A 15,344-nucleotide genomic window follows, 5' to 3' on the forward strand; every position below is an offset into this window, starting at 1 on the left:
GGCAAAATGTCAGGCGATGCCGAGTAGACGGGGGACCTCAGCGTGAGCTTGACGATCGTCAACGTGAGGGTGTTCGACGGGGAGTCCGGGGACCTGAAGGAAGGCCCGGTCCACATCTCCGATGGGAAGATCGTTCAGGTGGGAGGCGTCCCGCCGCAGGCCGATCAGGTCCTCGACGGGGGCGGCGGCACGGTGGTGCCCGGGTTCATCGACGCCCACTTCCACGCCTACGGCACCGCCCTGGACCTGCTGACGATCGAGTCCAGCCCGCTCAGCTACATGGCGCTGGCCGGCGCGCGGCGGCTCGGCGCGGCGCTGGCCCGCGGCTTCACCACCGTCCGCGACGTCGCCGGGGGAGACCCCGGCCTGGCCAAGGCCATCGCCGAAGGGCTGATCCCCGCGCCGCGCTACCTGTACACCGGGCCGGCGCTCAGCCAGACCGGCGGGCACAGCGACCTGCGGCCCGCCGACGCGGACCTGTGCGCCTGCTGGACGCACATGGGCGAGGTGGTGGACGGCGTGGACCCGCTGCGGCGGGCCGTACGCGACAGGTTCCGGCGCGGCGCGCACGCCATCAAGATCATGGCGTCGGGCGGGGTCGTCTCGCCGACCGACCCGATCCGCGTTCCGCAGTACTCCGCCGAGGAGATCCGCGCGGTCACCGACGAGGCCGCGCGGCGCGGCAGCTACGTCGCCGCGCACGCCTACTCGCCTGAGGCCATCGCCCATGCCGTCGAGAACGGCGTGCGCAGCGTCGAGCACGGCAATCTGATGGACGCCGCGACGGCGGAGCTGATGGCCGAGCGCGGCGCGTTCCTGGTGCCCACGCTCGCCACGTACGACGCGATGGACCGTCGCGGCGCGGAGGTCGGGCTCGCGCAGGTCTCCCAGGACAAGAACCGCGAGGTCCTGGACGCCGGCCGCAAGGCGATCGAGCTGGCCAGGCGGGCCGGGGTGCGGATCGGCTTCGGCACCGACCTGATGGGCGTGCTGGAGGACGAGCAGCTCAACGGCCTGCGCCTGCAGAGCGAGGTCGAGGGGCCGCTCGCCGCGCTGCGCGCCGCCACCAGCGTCAACGCCGACCTGATCGGCCGCTCCGACCTCGGCAGGGTACGGCCGGGCGCCGTCGCCGACCTGCTCGTGCTGCCCGGCGACCCGTTCACCGACCCCGCGGTGCTGTGGTCGCACCCCGGGCACCGCACGGTGATCCAGGAGGGGACGGTCGTCCAGGAAGGGACCGCGCGACACGCCGCCGGCTAGCGCGAGGCCGGGCCGATCGCCTCCTATCCTGCCGATGAGCAGGCAGAACACCGTTCGGGGGGCAAGCGGCATGAGCGATGACTTCGTACTCGACGTGACGAGGATCCGCGAGCAGGCACGGCAGAAGATGGCCGAAGGGCCGGTGACCGAGGGCTACGGCAAGGACCGGGAGCGCGTCGTCGAGATCCTCAACGACGTGATCGCTACCGAGGTGGTGTGCTGGCTGCGTTACACCCGGCACGCCATCTCGGCGGTGGGCGTGGACCGGGCGCAGGTGTCGGCCGAGTTCACCGAGCACGCCAAGGAGGAACTCGACCACGCGCTGCGCGCCGCCGAACGGGTCTCCCAGCTCGGCGGCGAGCCGGAGTTCGACCCGGCCAGGCTGGCCGAGCGCGCGCACACCGACTACACCACGCCCGCCGACCACGACCTTCAGCAGATGCTGCGCGACAACCTGGAGGCCGAGCGGATCGTCATCGCCACCTACCAGGAGATCATCCGCTGGCTGGGCGAGGGCGACCCCACCACCAGGCGGCTGATGGAGTCGATCATGGAAGAGGAAGAGGAGCACGCCGACGACCTGCTGGACCTGCTCGGCGGCTGAGCGGGCCGCGCCGCCGCCACTTGGCCGACCTGGGCGAAGGCTTGGCGTTGTGCGGGGCGAACCACGGGTAGGTGCCCGGCATGGCAGAGATCGGTTACACGATGATGTGCGAGCAGACCTCGCCCGGCCGGCTCGTGCGCGACGTCGCGACCGCCGAGCGGATCGGTTTCGACTACGCGGTCATCTCCGACCACTACTTCCCGTGGCTTGAGGAGATGGGGCACTCGCCGTACGCCTGGTCGGTGCTCGGCGCGGCGGCGCAGGCGACCGAGCGGCTGCCGTTGATGACCTACGTGACCTGCCCGATCATGCGGTACCACCCGGCGGTGGTGGCGCAGAAGGCGGCCACCATGGGGGTGCTGTCGGAGGGCCGCTTCACGCTGGGACTGGGCTCGGGGGAGAACCTCAACGAGCACGTCGTGGGGCACGCCTGGCCGTCGGTGGACACCAGGCACCTGATGTTCCGCGAGGCCATCGAGATCATCCAGCGCCTGTTCGGCGGCGGCTACCGCGAATATCGCGGGGAGTTCTTCGACCTCGACTCCGCCAAGCTCTACGACCTGCCCGAGCGTCCGGTCCCGCTGGCGATCGCGGCCTCGGGACCGCGCTCGGCGGAGATCGCCGCGGAGTACGGCGACGCCCTGGTGGCCACCGAGCCCGACGCGGACCTGGTGACCGCCTTCGCGGCGGGCGGCGGCCAGGGCAAGCCCGTGTACGGCCAGCTCCCGATCGCCTACGACACCGACGCCGCCGCCGCCAAGGAGCGGGCCCACCGGCTGTGGCGCTGGTCGGCGGCCGGCTGGAAGGTCATGGCCGAACTCCCCGGACCGGTCAACTTCGCCGCCTCCGCCGAGACCGTCACCCCCGACGACGTGGCCTCCACAGTGCCGTGCGGATCAGACGTCGGCGCGGTCGTCGAGGCCGTCCGCAGGTACGTCAACGCCGGTTTCACCCACATCGCCCTGGTACAGGTCGGCGCCGAACACCAGGACCCGTTCTTCGCCTGGGCCAAGAGCGACCTGCTCCCCGCCCTACGCGAACTCTGACCACCACGGGGATCATGTTCCTCGTGCTGTGCGGGATGTGATCATCTGACGGCGGCGGTGATCGCCTTTACCAGGTCGCCGTCACGGCCTTCGGGCACCGCTCGCAGGTCGAGTAGCAGCCGGCCGTCCTCCACCCGGCCCACGACCGGGGGTTCGCCGGTGCGCAGCGGGGTGGCGAACCGGGCGGGCAGGCTCACTGCCGCGCTGGGCAGGCGTACTCCGGGCGCGCCGCCGCCGCCCACGGTGGCCGCCACGTCCTCCACCGTGATGTCCAGGTGGCCCAGTTGGGCGGCGATCGCGGCGGCGCGCTCGCGTAGCGCCCCGGCCGTCGCGCGCAGCGCCCGCCGTACGGGGGTCTCGGGGGCGTGCAGGGTGGCCTCCAGCGCGGCCAGGGTGAGCTTGTCCACCCGCAGCGCCCGCGCCAGCGGGTGCCGCCTGAGCCGTTCGACCAGGTGGGCCCGTCCGAGTAGCAGCCCGGCCTGCGGCCCGCCGGCCAGCTTGTCGCCGCTCGCGGTCACCAGGTCGGCCCCCTCGCGCAGCGCGCCGCGCACCGAGGGCTCGTCGGGCAGCACCGGCTCCGGCTCCAGCAGCCCCGAGCCGACGTCGGCCACCACCGGCACGCCGAGGCCGGTCAGCTCGGCGATTCCGGCCGCGCCGGTGAAGCCCTCCACGCGGAAGTTGGAAGGGTGCACCTTCAGCACGAACCCGGTCCGCGGGCCGACCGCCGCCGCGTAGTCGGCCGGGGTGGTGCGGTTGGTCGTACCGACCTCGCGCAGGGTCGCGCCGGTCGCGGCCAGCAGTTCGGGGATGCGGAACCCGTCGCCGATCTCGACCAGCTCGCCGCGGCTGATCACGATCTCGCCGCCGTCGGCGGCCAGCGCGGTCGCGGCGAGGACCAGCGCGGCGGCGTTGTTGTTGACCACGTGGACGTCGCCGGCCTCGGGGACGGCGGCGGCCAGCGCCGCGAGCGCGCTCCTGCCACGCCGCGCCCTGCGGCCGGTGACCAGGTCGAACTCCACGTCGGCCGGACCGGCGGCGGCGGCCACGGCCTCGATCGCGGCCTCGGCGAGGGGAGCGCGGCCGAGGTTGGTGTGCAGCAGCACCCCCGTGGCGTTGATCACTGGGCGCAGCGGCGCGGCCGGGGCCAGCGCCGTCAGCGCGCTCTCCACCACGTCGGCGGGGGCGATCTCACCGGCCCTGGCCCGCTCCTGGGCCGCCGCGACGGCCGCCTTGACCTGCGCCCGGCCCAGCGCGGACAGCACCGCGCGCATCCGCGGGTCGGCCAGCACGGCGTCCGTACGCGGAATCCGCCTGCGGTGGTCCATGTCGATCAAGGATACCGGCGGCGAGCACGGATCCCCGGCACCACCCCACCGCCGCGCGTCCACCCATCGGCGACCGCGCGGCGGTGGGGTGGCGGGCGGGGCCGTCGGATGAGGGAGTGGACCGGTCCGGTCAGGGGTCCGGCGGGGGCAGGGTGGTCAGGGCGGTGGTCAGGGTGGCGATGGTCGGGTTGTCGAGGATGAGGCGTATCGGGACCTTCAGGTCCGCCGACTCGCGCAGGCGGGCGGCGATGCGGATGGCGGTCAGGGAGTGGCCGCCGAGTTCGTAGAAGTCGTCGTCCGCGCCGATCCGGTCCAGGGCGAACACCTCGCGCCAGATTTCGGCGACCAGTTCCTCGATGTCGTGCGGGCGATGAGTGGTCACGATCCGCTCCAGTGGTCGTGGGGGCCGATCAGGAAGTCCAGGGCGCCGTCGTCGCGCAGCCAGGCGTCGCCGAGGGCCGCAGGGCCGGGGCCGTGCCGTACGGCCTCGCCCGCGAGCTGTGACCAGAGCTGGTCCAGGCGGTGCGCGGACGCCGCGCAGGCGACGTCCGCCAGGTCGAGCGCCGCCGTCTCGCCCGGCCGGGCGAGGCCGGCCGCGCGGGCGAGTACCACGCACGCGCCGAGCAGTTCGGTCGCGATCCGGCCGAGCAGGGCGAGCGGGCGCTGGCGGGTCAGCAGTTCCGCGAGCGGGAGTTCGCCGGTCATGGCCCGGCACCGCTCGGCGAGCCGGTCCGCGTGCGACTGGACGAGACGCGCGTGGTCGCGCAGCCCCGCCGGGAAGCCGGGCGTTGGGACCGGCTCCGGCCCGGCCGCGGGCGGCCCGCCGGGCTCGTAGAAGGGCCGCAGGTTCGCCTCGGCCGACCACAGGTCGAGCATGAACTCGACGCCGCCCGCCACCCGCAGCCCGCGGGCGTCCCGGAAGCAGCGCTCCACCGGCAGCGGCGGCGCGCCCCGCGCCGCCTTGCTGCCGGCGGTCTCGTACCCTTCCGCGCCCAGGAGCGCCATCGTCCCGTCCACGGCCCGCCAGGCGGCCAGCGCCATCAGGTTCTTGGCGGCGGTCAGGTCGGGGCAGGTGTCCGCGCGCCCGGCGCCGAGCAGGCACCAGGTCAGCAGGCTCTCGATGTGGAAGACCTCGGCGGCGTTCTCCGCCACCCGGCGGCGGATCTCCTCGTACTCGCCCAGCGGCCGCTCGTTGATCGTCCGCCTGCCGACGAAGTCGCGCGCCCACAGCAGCGACGCGCGGGCCACGGCCAGCGAGACGGGCGCGATCAGCAGGTGCCGCCCGAAGAGGGCGAGCAGCCCGAGGTCGGCGGTCGCCGTCTGCGCATCGGCCCTGTCACCGGTGGTGGTGGGCTGCATCCGCCACGCGCCGGAGGTCTCCGGCATCATGTGCTCGGCCGGTACGCGCACCCGGTCCAGGCGCAGCCGCCCGAACGCCGCGCCGCGCAGCCCCATGAACTCGTGCGTACCCGCAACCTCGAACCCGGGGCTCGCGGTGTCCACGAAGAACAGCCTGACCTCCTCGCCGCCGTCCGCGTCCGTGACGGTCGCCGACACGTCCACCAGCTCCGCGACCGGCCCGTTGCCGATGAACACCTTCTCGCCGCTGATCAGGTACGCCGCCCCGCCCTCGACGGGGACGGCGACCGTGGTCCGTCCCCGGTTCCCCGCGCCCGCCACCTCGGCGTCGGCGGTGCCGGAGACGAGCCCGGCGGCGACGCGCCCGGAGATGAGGTCGCGCAGCGGCCCCGGCGGCAGCGCCTGGAGGTACACCCCGGAGCCGAAGCCGTTGTGGATGGCGAGCGTGAACGCCACCGGCGTGGACCAATCCGCCGCCGCCTCGACCACCCGGCAGGCGTTGAGCCAGGACAGGCCGAGACCGCCGAGCGCGGGGTCGATCATCAGCCGGAGCAGACCGGCGTCCTGGAGGGCGGCGAGGAAGCCCTCCGGCAGGCGTCCGTCCCGCTCCACGGCGGCCGGATCGACGTGCTCGGCCAGGAGCCGGCGCAGCCTGGCGAGCGCCTCGTCACCCGCGCGAAGGTCCGCCTGATCCTGCTCGGGGAAGGGAAGCAGCAGGTCCCACCGTACGCGGCCCAGGTACAACTCCCGCAGCAAGCTCGTCGAGGCCGGTGGCGAGGTATCGGAGAAGGTCATCGGTGCGCTCCCGGAAATAGAAGTGGTCTCCTGGGAAGGTCCGTACGGTGCAGGGTCCGGTGGTGTACCGGGCCCACGCGGTCAGCGCCTCGCCGCTCTCCTCGTCCTCCTCGCCGCCGAGAACGACGAGCGGGCAGGTCAGCGGTTCGGCGGGGGAAGGGCGGTAGCCCGCGACGATCTTCAGGTCGGCCCGTACCGCCTTCAGGGCCGCGGCCAGGACCTCCGGGTCGGCCTTGACCTCCTCGGGCAGCGGGCCGTGCGCCCGCTCCACCGCCGCCGCGAGGGCCAGGTCCGGCAGTTCGGCGAGCCCCGGCTCGGGTTCGTGCAGGTGCGGCGCGCGGTACCCGGACAGGTACAGCGCGGCCGGTCCGGGCGCGCCCCGCTCGCGCAACGCCAGCGCCGTCTCGTACGCCACGAGCGCGCCCAGGCTGTGCCCGAACAGCACGTACGGCGCGGCGAACGCCACCTCCGACACCAGCGCCCCGACCAGCTCCGGCATCCCGCCGGGCGGTTCCTCCGCCCGCCGGCTCCCGCGCCCGGCGAACTGCACCCCCCATACCTCCACGCCGGGAAGGGCCCCCGACCAGCGCATGTACTCGCCCGGCGAGCCGCCGCCGTGCGGCAGGCAGTACATCCGCAGCGGGGCCCGCGGGCGGCGTTCGCGGCACAGCAGCCAGCGCGGCCCGGAGCCGGTCACGATCCCTCCCGCTCGCCGAGTACGGACGCCAGCGCGGCCACGGTGGGCGCGCGGAAGAACGCGCGGACGCTCAGCTCGACCCCCAGCTCCGCGCGCAGGCCCGCCACCAGGCGCGTCGCGATCAGCGAGTCGCCGCCCAGGTCGAAGAAGTCGTCGTGGACGCTCAGTGACGCCATGCCGAGGGCCGTGCGGAAGGCGGCGGCGACGACCTCTTCGGTGCGGGTCCGCGGCTCGACGAGATCCATGCCGTGCTCGGGTACGTCGGCCGGATCGGGTACGTCCGCGGGGTCCGGCCCGTCCAGGCGGAACCGCCTGCGCTGGAACGGATACGCCGGCAGCGGCACGCGCCGCGGCCGGCGGCCCTGGTGCAGCGCGGACCACTCGATCGGCACCCCCGCCTGCCACAGCAGGCCGGTGGCGTGCAGCAGCGCCGCGGCCCCGCCCCCGCCGTCGGCGGCGTGCGGGAGGCTCTGCGCCACCGGCGCGCCCGCCCGGTACTCGGGGTGCTGCCTGGCCAGCCCGGTCAGCGTACGGCCGGGGCCGACCTCCAGCAGCGCGTGGTCCCCGGCGGTGAGCAGGGTCCGCAGCGCGTCCGAGAAGCGCACGGTGTCGCGCAGGTGGGCCGCCCAGAACGCCGGATCGCACGCCTGCTCCGCCGTGACCGGCTCCCCGGTGGTGTCGGAGATCCAGGGGATCGCGGGGGGCCGCGGCGTGACCTTACCGACGATCGCGGTGTACCCGGCCAGGGCGGGCTCCACCAGCGGAGAGTGCGCCGCCGCGCCGATCCGCAGCGGGCGCGCGGCCACGTCCTGTTCCAGGAGGCGGGCCAGCAGCCGTTCGACGCCCGCGGCCGGTCCGGTGACGACGCACTGTGCGGGGCCGTTGACGGCGGCGATGGTCAGGCCGTCCGCCAGCATCGGCAGGACCGCCGCCGCCTCCATGGGCACGGCCAGCATCGAACCGGCCGGCAGGTCGTCCAGGATGCGCCCGCGGGCGAGCACCAGCCTCAGGGCGTCGGCCGGCGTGAGCACCCCGGCCGACGCGGCGGCGGCGTACGCGCCGAGGCTGTGGCCGAGCACGACGGCGGGCCTGACGCCGCGCGCCCGCCACAGTTCGGCCAGGCCGTGCTGGACCGCGAACAGCGCCGGCTGGCACACCGACATCGTCTCCAGCCGCGCCTTGGCCATGGGCACGGCGTCCGCGCCGGGGTACAGCACGTCCCGCAGGTCGAGCCCCAGTTCAGGCGCGGCCTGCTCGGCGCAGGCGTCGATCGCGCCGCGGAACACCGGCTCCCGCTCGTACAGCTCGCGGGCCATCCCGACGTGCTGGCCGCCCTGCCCGGGGAACAGGAAGGCGACATCGGGCGCGGTGGCGGCGGCCCGGCCGGTCACCAGGCGGTGCGGCACGGCCTCGCGCAGCGCGTCCACCGCGTCGTCCATGTCCTGGCACACCGCGAACGCCCGGTGCGCGAAGTGCCTGCGGCCGGTCTGGAGCGTCCAGGCGACGTCCGCGAGCGGCTCGCCGCCGGTCGCCAGGCGCTCACCGAGCCGGCTCGCCTGTTCGGCGAGGGCGGGCCCGGTACGCGCGGCCAGCACCAGCAACTGCGGCCCGGCCGGGGGGTCCGCCGCCGGGGCGTCCCATTCCTCGACGACGACGTGGGCGTTCGTGCCGCCGAGCCCTACGGAGTTGACCCCGGCCCGGCGCGGGGCCCGCCCGCTCGGCCAGGGCGTCGCCTCCCGCCGCACCACGAACGGTCCGGAGTCGAAGTCGATCTCCGGGTTCGGCCGGTGGAAGTGCGCCGTGCCGGGGAGGAGTTCGTGCCGGAGCGACAGGACGACCTTGATCAGCCCGATCACGCCGGCCGCGGTGTCGGTGTGCCCGATGTTGGACTTGACCGAGCCGAGCAGGCAGAAGCCCGTCTCCCGGGTGCCGAGCCCGAACGCCTTGGCCAGCGCCCGCACCTCGATGGGGTCGCCGACCGGGGTGGCGGTGCCGTGCGCCTCGACGTACCCGATGGTGGCGGGGGAGACCCCGGCCAGCAGGTGCGCCGCCCGTACGGCGGCGGCCTGCCCATCGACGCTCGGCGCGGTGAACCCCACCTTGCCCGCGCCGTCGTTGGTGATCGCGGACCCCCGGATGACGGCGTGGATCCGGTCGCCGTCGGCCACCGCGTCCGCCAGCCGCTTGAGCACGACGATCCCCGCGCCGTCGCCGGACACGGTTCCCGCGGCGTCCGCGTCGAACGGACGGCAGCGTCCGTCGGGCGCGAGCACGTCATCGTCGCCCTGGCCGTCGGTGGGATGCGGCACCCGGATCGTCGCGCCGCCGGCGAGGGCGAGGTCGCACTCGCCCGCGAGCAGTCCCTGCACGGCCTGGTGGACGGCCACCAGCGAGGTGGAACAGGCGGTCTGCACGGTCACCGCGGGGCCCTTCAGGTCCAGCTTGTAGGCCACCCGGCTGGTCAGGAAGTCCGCGCCGCAGGCCAGCCGGAACTGCCAGTCGGTGACGCCGGGGAACAGGTCGCGGCGGGCCTGGAGCCGGGCGAGGTGGTCGGTGTCCCCACCGCCGCCGTACACGCCGATCGCGCCGCGGTACCCGGCCGGGTCACAGCCCGCGTGCTCCAGGGCCTCCCAGGCGCACTCCAGGAAGACCCGGTGCTGGGGATCCAGCATCAGCGCCTCGCGCGGGGAGAGCCCGAAGAAGCCCGCGTCGAAGAGGTCGGCGTCCGGTACGACGCCGTAGGCGGAAACGGTGCCGTCCTCCCGCGGCGTCCGCGTGATGGACTCGCGTCCGGCGGCGAGCCCCGCCCAGAAGGCGTCCACGTCGGCCGCGCCGGGGAACCGGCCCGCCATCCCGATGATCGCGATGGACGTCTGCTCCACGTCCGGGGACGTCATGACGGCTCTCCCGTCCGCGCGGGCTCCGGACCGGCGTCCGCGCCGGACGGCACCGCGTCCTCCCGGAAGCCGCGCACCGGGGAGAACAGCGGCGGCAGCAGCGACACGATGTTGAGGACGGCGGCGATCCAGAAGACCCCGCGCAGCCCTATCGGGTCCGCCAGCAGCCCGCCCACGGCCGCGCCGAGCGGGATCACGCCCCAGGTGACGAACCGGAAGACGGAGTTCATCCGGCCGAGCAGGTGTCCGGGCGTCACGATCATGCACAGGCTGACCTGCAGCACGTTGAAGATGTACGCCCCGACGTAGACCACGAACAGCCCGGCGGCGAAGCTCACCGGGCCGGTGGACAGCGGCAGGATCGTCGCGCCCCCGCTGAACAGCAGGATCGAGATGATGAAGGTGGGCCCGGTGCCGAACCGCCTGGCGGCGGGTTCGGCGATGAGCGCGCCGACGAGGCCGCCCGCGTTGCCGACCGCGAGCACGACGCCGATCACGCCCGCGCCGAGGCGCAGTTCGTCGGCGGCGAAGACGACCTGGAGCGCGAGCACGGCCGCGAACGCGAGTTCGGCCAGGGTGGCGCAGAGGATCAGCGGGCGCAGCAGCGGATGGGAGAACACGAAGCGGAGGCCCTCGGCGATCTCCCTGCGCAGCCCGAGCCGCTCCGCGGGCCCGGGTTTTCGCTCCTCGCCCTTGATGAAGAACAGGAACACCGCGGAGGCCAGGTAGGTGACCGCGTCGGCGAGGATCGCCAGGGGCGCGGTGATCAGCTCCACCAGCAGGCCGCCGGCCCCCGGGCCGCCGAGCTGCGCGACCGAGCGGGACAGCTCCAGCTTGCCGTTGGCGTCCACGAGCCGCTTCTCCTCGACCAGCTCGGGCAGGTAGGACAACTGGGCCACGTCGAAGAACAGCGTGCCCAGCCCGATGGCGAAGGCCACCGCGTAGATCAGCGGCATGCTGAGCGCGTCCAGCCACACCGCGACCGGTACGGCGAGCAGCGCCGCGGCCCGCAGCAGGTCGGTGAGGATCAGCACCGGCCGCCGGGGCAGCCGTTCCAGCCAGACGCCCGCCGGCAGGCCGATGACCAGGATGGGGACGTACTCGATCGCCCATACCAGGCTGATCTCCAGCGCCGAGGCGTCGAGCAGCAGCAGCGCGGTGAGCGGCAGCGCCAGCAGGGAGATCTGCGTGCCGAACAGACTGACGGTCTGGGCGGCCCACAGGTTGCGGAATCCGGCGACCCGGATCAGGCTCTTGCCCGCCACCTCACGCCACCTCGCCGGGGCGCGTCGTGGCGGCGGCGGCGCGCCGCCGTGCGGCGTTGTCGTGGAACACCAGTGGTCTCACTCCTCTGGGGTGGCGCGGTGGTCATCGATGCGGCGGCGTTGAAGTCCGAGGCGGGCCCGGCCGGCCGCCCGCCGGTCCGCGGGTTCGATGGGTTCGGCCGGCCCTTCTTCCTCACCGAGGTGGCGGGCGAGGGCCGCGATGGAGGGGAACTCGAAGAGCGTCACCATCGGCACCCGCCGGCCCAGCGCCTCGGTGAGCCGGGCGTGGACGGCGGCCAGGGTGAAGGAGGTGCCGCCGAGGTCGAAGAAGTTGTCGTGCGCGCCGATGTGGTCCAGCTCCAGGACCTCCTGCCAGATCCGCCGCAGCAGGCGCTCCCGTTCGCCGCCCGATGCCGCCTCCCGCGGCCGGTCGGGGGCGCCGGTGGAAGGCAGCGGCCACGGCAGCGCGTCCCGATCGACCTTGCCGGAGGTCCGGATCGGCAGGTCGGCCACGACCGCGAGGCGCGGCACGAGCGCGGCGGGCATGGTCCGGCGCAGCCCGGCGCGCGCGGCGCTCTCGTCGAACCCGGCGTCCGGCACGATGTAGCCGACCAGGATCTGATGGCCCAGGCGGGTCGTGCGGACCGCCGCGGCGGCGGCGGCCACGCCGGGCAGCCGGCGCAGCGCCGCCTCCACCTCGCCCAGCTCGACGCGCCGGCCGCCCAGCTTGACCTGCTCGTCCATCCGCCCGGCGAAGACCAGGCCCTCCGGTTCGGCCCTGACCAGGTCCCCGCTGCGGTAGGCCCGCCGCCACCCGAGGGAGGGCAGCGCGGCGTACTTCTCCGCGTCCTTGCCCGGGTCCAGGTACCGGGCCAGGCCGATCCCGCCGATCACCAGTTCGCCCACCTCGCCCATGCCCACCGGCTCGCCGTCCGGGCCGATCACGGCCAGGTCCCAACCGTCGAGGGGCAGCCCGATCCGCACCGGGTCTCCGGAATTGAAGGGCGTGGCGCACGAGGTCACGGTGGCCTCGGTGGGGCCGTAGCTGTTCCACACCTCGCGGCCGGGGGCGGTGAGCCCTTCGATCAGCTCGGGAGGGCACGTCTCCCCGCCCAGGATCAGCAGCCGCACGCCGTCGAACGCGTCGGCCGGCCAGCGCGCGGCCAGGGTGGGCAGCGTGGAGATGACGGTGATGCCGTTCTCCTTGATCCACGGGCCGAGGTCCGCGCCGGTGCGGACGAGGGCGCGCGGCGCGGGCACCAGGCACGCGCCGTTCCGCCAGGCGAGCCACATCTCCTCGCAGGAGGCGTCGAAGGCCGCCGAGAGCAGCGCCTGCACGCGGTCGCCCGGCCCGATCGGCCGGTCCTTCAGGAACAGCCGGGCCTCGGCGTCCACGAACGCCGCCGCGCCGCGATGGGTGGCCACGACCCCCTTGGGGGTGCCGGAGGAGCCGGAGGTGAAGATGACCCAGGCGTCGTCGTCCGGGTCCGGCCGGGCGGCTCCCCCCGGCCCGGCCGGTCCGCGCGACCGGCACCGGTCCGTGACCGTGATGTGGCGCCCGCCGGTGATGACCCCGTGGACCCCGGCCTCGCCGAAGATGAACTCCCTGCGTTCGGCCGGGTCCTCGGTGTCCACCGGGACGTAGGCGGCCCCCGCCGCGAGGACGCCCAGGATCGAGACGTACAGCTCGGCGGTGCCGGAGGGCAGGCACACCCCCACCCGGTCACCGCGCCGCACGCCGGCCGCCCGCAGCCGGTCGGCCAGCGCCCCGGCCTCCGCGCGCAGCCCCGTGTAATCCAGCCGGATCCGCCCGTCGTCCAGCGCGGCGGCCTGCGGAAAGCGGTCCGCGGTCGCCTCCAGCACGTCGAGCAGGGTGCGGGGGGCGGGCGCGCGCCCGGCCGCGGAGAAGACCGAAGGGGCTCGCTCGCCCGCCCCGATGCCGGGCGAGGCCGCCGTCACGGGGGCGTCGGGGTCGGCCACGGCGGCGGCGAGCACCTGGCGGTAGCGTTCGCCGATGGCCCGGACGGTACCGGCGTCCACCAGGCCGGTGTCATAGGTGATGGTCAGGTCGAAGTCGTCGCCGGTGGGCGCGGCCCGGAAGATCGTGAAGTCGAGGCCGGCCTTGGGGCCGGTCGGCATGAGGTCGATCATTGACGCGGTGAGGCCGGCGAAGCGCGGCTCGGCCATCGGGGTGGGCTCGAAGCTGAACAGGGCCTGCACGAGCGGGTTGTGGTGGGGGTCGCGGTCCGGAACGAGCGTCTCCACCAGCGTCTGGAACGGCACCCGCCGGTAGGCCAGCAGGTCCGTCACCGACTCCCGGGTGCGCCGCACCACCTCGGCGAACGACGGGTCGCCGGACAGGTCGAAGCGCACCGGCAGCGTGTTGACGAAGAAGCCGATCACCGGTTCCAGCTCCGCCGCGTCCCGCTCGTTGACCGGGGTGCCGATCAGCAGGTCGCGCGCGCCGGTGAGGTCGCCGAGCGAGACGGCGTAGGCGGCGATCATCGGCACGAACGGCGTGACCCGCATCCGCCGGGCGAGCGCGAGCACCCCTCCCATCAGCGACCCCGGCAGCCGGACGTGATGGTTCGCGCCGGTCCGCCGCCGGGCCGGTCCGCCGGTCACGTCGCGTACCGCGCCGGGGCGGAAGTCGAGCACGGTTGGGGCCCCGGCCAGCCGTTCCCGCCACCACGCCGTCTCCGCGGGGTCCGGCGGACGCCACCGGGCCGCGTACTCACCGAACCGCACGGCGAGCGGCGGCGGCTCCGGCTCGCCCGCGTAGCCGCGGGCGAGCTCGTCGAACAGCACGTGAAGTGACGGCCCGTCGCAGACGAGCTGGTGCAGGAACAGGCCGAGGACGTGCCGGTCGGCGTCGAGCCGGACCAGCCTCGTGCGGACGAGCGGCCCGGCCGTCACGTCGAAGGGCTCGTCGGCCCACCGCCGCAGCATCTCGCCGGCGATGTGGTCGCGGCGGCCGGGCGGTTCTCCGGTCAGATCGACCGGCCGCAGGTCGATGGGCGGCGGCGCGGGCGCGACCCGCTGGTACGGCTCCTGGCCGCCCATCGGGAACGTCGTCCGCAGGACGTCATGCCGGGTCAGCACCCGTCCGATCGCGCGGCCGAGCGCCGCCACGTCCAGCGGGCCCTCCAGCCGTACGGCCAGGGGCACGTTGTAGGCGGAGTCGCCGGGGTGGATCTGCCCGAGGAGCCACAGCGCCCGCTGCGCGACGGTGAGCGGAGCCCGCCGGTCGTCGTCCCCGCCGGGGGAGAGGCCCGGGTGCCGCCCAGGAATCATGTCGCCGTCCACGCGTGAATCCACCGCCTCAAATGTCGTGGTGGTCAAAGAACCGGGGTCCCCGCAGGGAATGGGTCGCCTCGGGCACGGCGGGCGAACGACTTTTTACATTCCTGTCGTCCAATGGCGCGCCAGGTTTTCCCGGAATTGGGGGGAAGTCGTCCCGATCGTCCGGCGGCAAGGTTAATCAGAGGTTGCCGGAAATGATGCGATCGGAAACGAGGGGGTGGCCATGTCGGAGACTCGTGTATGACTTGTTCACCCTGAGTGGAAATTCGGTCAGGAGCTGGGATGTTGTAATGGCGTATTGTCACGGGCTGATCGGCTAGGTATCGTCTGTTCGGGCAAAGCGAGAAACTTGCAGGTCAAGCCCGTATCCCTTGCGCTCGACGGCTTCGTGCCGCGGCATCACCATGTCGCGTAAAGCGCGGTGTTCCGCATGACCGCGCTATTTTCCACGCCTTATGACCATCCCTCCTGAGTAAGGAGTGCCGGCCGTATGTCATCCATTCAAGAGACCGCTGAGATCGAGCAGGCGATCAGGTCGATTCTGATTAAGGAGCTGTTCGTCGAGGTGCCGGATATCGGCCTTGACGACGGCCTGAGAAGCATTGCTGGGCTCGATTCCCTGGGCTACGTCGAGCTGCGCGTCCAATGCGAGGACAGGTTCGGTATAGCCATCTCGGAGAAGGACTTCACGCCGGAGAACTTCGCCACCATCCGCTCCCTCACCCGGCTGGTCGGGGAGCTGCGGGCCCGCGCCGGCGGGCCCGGCGCGGGCGCGGACCCGGCCCAGTGAGAG

General features: G+C 73.9%; 11 protein-coding genes. 4 read left to right on the forward strand and 7 right to left on the reverse strand.

Annotation, left to right across the window (positions count from 1 at the left end; all coding sequences use genetic code 11):
- Positions 1–42: 42 nt before the first annotated feature.
- The 3 genes from ACH34R_RS26550 (at position 43) to ACH34R_RS26560 (ending at position 2,910) form a co-directional block, all read left to right on the forward strand.
- Positions 43–1,260 (forward strand): amidohydrolase family protein, encoded by a 1,218-nt coding sequence (locus ACH34R_RS26550; protein WP_397564236.1) that lies wholly within the window; start codon positions 43–45, stop codon positions 1,258–1,260.
- A gap of 70 nt (positions 1,261–1,330) precedes the next feature.
- The gene (locus ACH34R_RS26555; RefSeq protein WP_397564237.1) at positions 1,331–1,864 is read left to right on the forward strand and encodes a ferritin-like domain-containing protein; all 534 of its coding nucleotides are present in this window, start codon (positions 1,331–1,333) and stop codon (positions 1,862–1,864) included.
- Between the two features lie 80 nt (positions 1,865–1,944).
- Positions 1,945–2,910: a TIGR03557 family F420-dependent LLM class oxidoreductase gene (locus ACH34R_RS26560; protein ID WP_397564238.1), complete on the forward strand. Its 966-nt coding sequence runs from the start codon at positions 1,945–1,947 to the stop codon at positions 2,908–2,910.
- 41 nt (positions 2,911–2,951) lie between these two features.
- On the opposite strand, the gene selA is transcribed toward ACH34R_RS26560, so the two are convergent.
- The 7 genes from selA to ACH34R_RS26595 all read right to left on the reverse strand — a co-directional run bounded on the left by selA (position 2,952) and on the right by ACH34R_RS26595 (position 14,566).
- Entirely contained in the window at positions 2,952–4,235 is a 1,284-nt protein-coding gene (gene selA / locus ACH34R_RS26565) for an L-seryl-tRNA(Sec) selenium transferase (RefSeq protein ID WP_397564239.1), read from the reverse strand.
- 130 nt (positions 4,236–4,365) lie between these two features.
- On the reverse strand, positions 4,366–4,617 hold the full coding sequence (locus ACH34R_RS26570; RefSeq protein WP_397564240.1) for a phosphopantetheine-binding protein: 252 nt from the start codon (positions 4,615–4,617) through the stop codon (positions 4,366–4,368).
- Positions 4,614–6,350 (reverse strand): acyl-CoA dehydrogenase family protein, encoded by a 1,737-nt coding sequence (locus ACH34R_RS26575; RefSeq protein ID WP_397564347.1) that lies wholly within the window; start codon positions 6,348–6,350, stop codon positions 4,614–4,616. Before ACH34R_RS26575 ends, ACH34R_RS26570 begins: the two co-directional genes overlap by 4 nt.
- Positions 6,262–7,086: a thioesterase II family protein gene (locus ACH34R_RS26580; protein ID WP_397564241.1), complete on the reverse strand. Its 825-nt coding sequence runs from the start codon at positions 7,084–7,086 to the stop codon at positions 6,262–6,264. The genes ACH34R_RS26575 and ACH34R_RS26580 overlap by 89 nt, the downstream gene beginning before the upstream one ends.
- Positions 7,083–9,983 (reverse strand): type I polyketide synthase, encoded by a 2,901-nt coding sequence (locus ACH34R_RS26585; RefSeq protein ID WP_397564242.1) that lies wholly within the window; start codon positions 9,981–9,983, stop codon positions 7,083–7,085. The genes ACH34R_RS26580 and ACH34R_RS26585 overlap by 4 nt, the downstream gene beginning before the upstream one ends.
- Positions 9,980–11,248: an MFS transporter gene (locus tag ACH34R_RS26590; protein ID WP_397564243.1), complete on the reverse strand. Its 1,269-nt coding sequence runs from the start codon at positions 11,246–11,248 to the stop codon at positions 9,980–9,982. The genes ACH34R_RS26585 and ACH34R_RS26590 overlap by 4 nt, the downstream gene beginning before the upstream one ends.
- Before the next feature lie 78 nt (positions 11,249–11,326).
- Positions 11,327–14,566, reverse strand: coding sequence for an amino acid adenylation domain-containing protein (locus ACH34R_RS26595; RefSeq protein WP_397564244.1), 3,240 nt, complete (start codon positions 14,564–14,566; stop codon positions 11,327–11,329).
- A gap of 475 nt (positions 14,567–15,041) precedes the next feature.
- Here ACH34R_RS26595 and ACH34R_RS26600 point away from each other — a divergent pair, with 475 nt between their 5' ends.
- Positions 15,042–15,341, forward strand: a complete 300-nt coding sequence (locus ACH34R_RS26600; RefSeq protein ID WP_397564245.1) for an acyl carrier protein — start codon at positions 15,042–15,044, stop codon at positions 15,339–15,341.
- The last annotated feature ends 3 nt before the right edge of the window (positions 15,342–15,344 follow it).

This window comes from Spongiactinospora sp. 9N601 (assembly GCF_044326295.1).
In the GTDB taxonomy this organism is placed as follows: domain Bacteria; phylum Actinomycetota; class Actinomycetes; order Streptosporangiales; family Streptosporangiaceae; genus Spongiactinospora; species Spongiactinospora gelatinilytica.

Coding starts and splice junctions, on each gene's coding strand:
- ACH34R_RS26555 (WP_397564237.1), top strand. CDS start 1,331: ATGAGCGATGACTTCGTACTCGACGTGACGAGGATCCGCGAGCAGGCA.
- ACH34R_RS26560 (WP_397564238.1), top strand. CDS start 1,945: ATGGCAGAGATCGGTTACACGATGATGTGCGAGCAGACCTCGCCCGGC.
- selA (WP_397564239.1), bottom strand. CDS start 4,235: ATGGACCACCGCAGGCGGATTCCGCGTACGGACGCCGTGCTGGCCGAC.
- ACH34R_RS26585 (WP_397564242.1), bottom strand. CDS start 9,983: ATGACGTCCCCGGACGTGGAGCAGACGTCCATCGCGATCATCGGGATG.
- ACH34R_RS26600 (WP_397564245.1), top strand. CDS start 15,042: ATGTCATCCATTCAAGAGACCGCTGAGATCGAGCAGGCGATCAGGTCG.